This window comes from Pseudomonas sp. V88_4 (assembly GCF_029967985.1).
GTDB classification, from domain to species: Bacteria; Pseudomonadota; Gammaproteobacteria; order Pseudomonadales; family Pseudomonadaceae; genus Aquipseudomonas; species Aquipseudomonas glycinae.
Window position 1 is genome coordinate 1 of record NZ_JASCAF010000016.1, and the last position, 1,325, is coordinate 1,325.

The following is a 1,325-nucleotide window of genomic DNA, read 5'->3' on the forward strand; positions in this document are numbered from 1 at the left end:
AAACGATGTCTCCGGTCTAATGTGTAAAGGATGTACCGGTCTCTACAGTGAGGGCGCTTTTGATTTTGATCTTCTCCGCGGGCAATAAAAAAGCCACCTCCCGATGGCTTCTCTCTCCGACTGTACTCAGTCGTAAATCACTTTCTTCTTCCAGTCCGCATCAGCCTCGACATCCTTGAGGCCGGCAGTCAGTTGGTTTTCTTCGCCTTCGACCGGGGCGATCTTGTCCATGACCTGGGCGTTGGCGCGGGCCAGGAGTTTTTCCAGGTATTGGAGTTGTTCGGCGTAGATTTGCGGGTCCTGCTGTTTGCGCAGGTATTGCACGCCGCGTTCGAAGGCGAGGCGGGCCTGGCCTGGCTGGTTTTGCTGGAGGGCGTGTTGGCCGAGGTTGTTGAAGAACTCGATGTGCAGCAGCACGAGGATGTGGCGGACTTCGCGGATCCAGTGTTTGGCTTCGTTCGGTGGCAGGAAGCCGTCCTGCGCGGCGCGGGTGATCTGGCCGTGGAGGGCTTCGAGGAGAAAGCGCACGTCCTTGGCCTTGGCTTCGGTCTGGATCGGGGCCGGCGGGTTGTTGACCGGGATCGATTCGCCCTGGGCCACGAGGGCGCTCAGTTCGGTGATGCGGGCCTTGGTGGTGGCGCTGGTCTTTTCCAGGTTCAGCAGGCGCTGGCAGACGTTCAGCTCAAGGCGTGTCAGCAGCAGCTTGAGGGCCGGGGTCATGAACTGGCCGGGAAAGGTTTCGGTCAGTTCGCCGCAACGGCGCAGGCGGTCGTTGAGTTCGACCTTGGTGCGGGCCTTCTCCAGTTTGGTGTTTTCCACCACATGGTTCATGTAGCCAATGGCGATCAAGATTGCGATCCCGGCTATGACTAGCAGGGTGATCATGAGTGGTGTCACCGGTAAGACCTCTTTATAGGGTTCGCGTGCGAGTGTAGTGGCTTGGCATACAGGAGCCTAGCGCCGCTCGACGGGTTTGGATCGGCGAAGCTGAATCTGTATCGGCCAGGAACCTGCTTATTTAAATGCTGTCCCTTGGGGTGCAGATTGCCATCACCTGTGCCGTGGACTATAACGCCTTGGCGAGTGTCGGAATATAGGCGTCAATCGTCGGGCGACGCAAAAGCCGGAAATGGCCCGCAAAGCAGGTCGAAGTCATTGATTTAAATAAATTTATATATGGGGGTTGACGACCTTTCAATCCATCCATAGAATGCGCGCCACTTGCAGCGTAAAGCACACAGCGAAACGCGGCAGGGAGTGAATGTTGTAGTGTGTCCCCTTCGTCTAGTGGCCTAGGACACCGCCCTTTCACGGCGGTAACAGGG

Annotated in this window: 1 protein-coding gene; it reads right to left on the reverse strand. The window is 57.4% G+C overall.

Annotated features, from left to right (window positions below):
* Positions 1–126: 126 nt before the first annotated feature.
* Positions 127–885 (reverse strand): hypothetical protein, encoded by a 759-nt coding sequence (locus QLG12_RS07145; protein ID WP_011335462.1) that lies wholly within the window; start codon positions 883–885, stop codon positions 127–129.
* Positions 886–1,325: the final 440 nt, after the last annotated feature.

Excerpts from the sequence above, each read along its gene's own strand:
- QLG12_RS07145 (WP_011335462.1), bottom strand. The coding sequence starts at position 885 with ATGATCACCCTGCTAGTCATAGCCGGGATCGCAATCTTGATCGCCATT.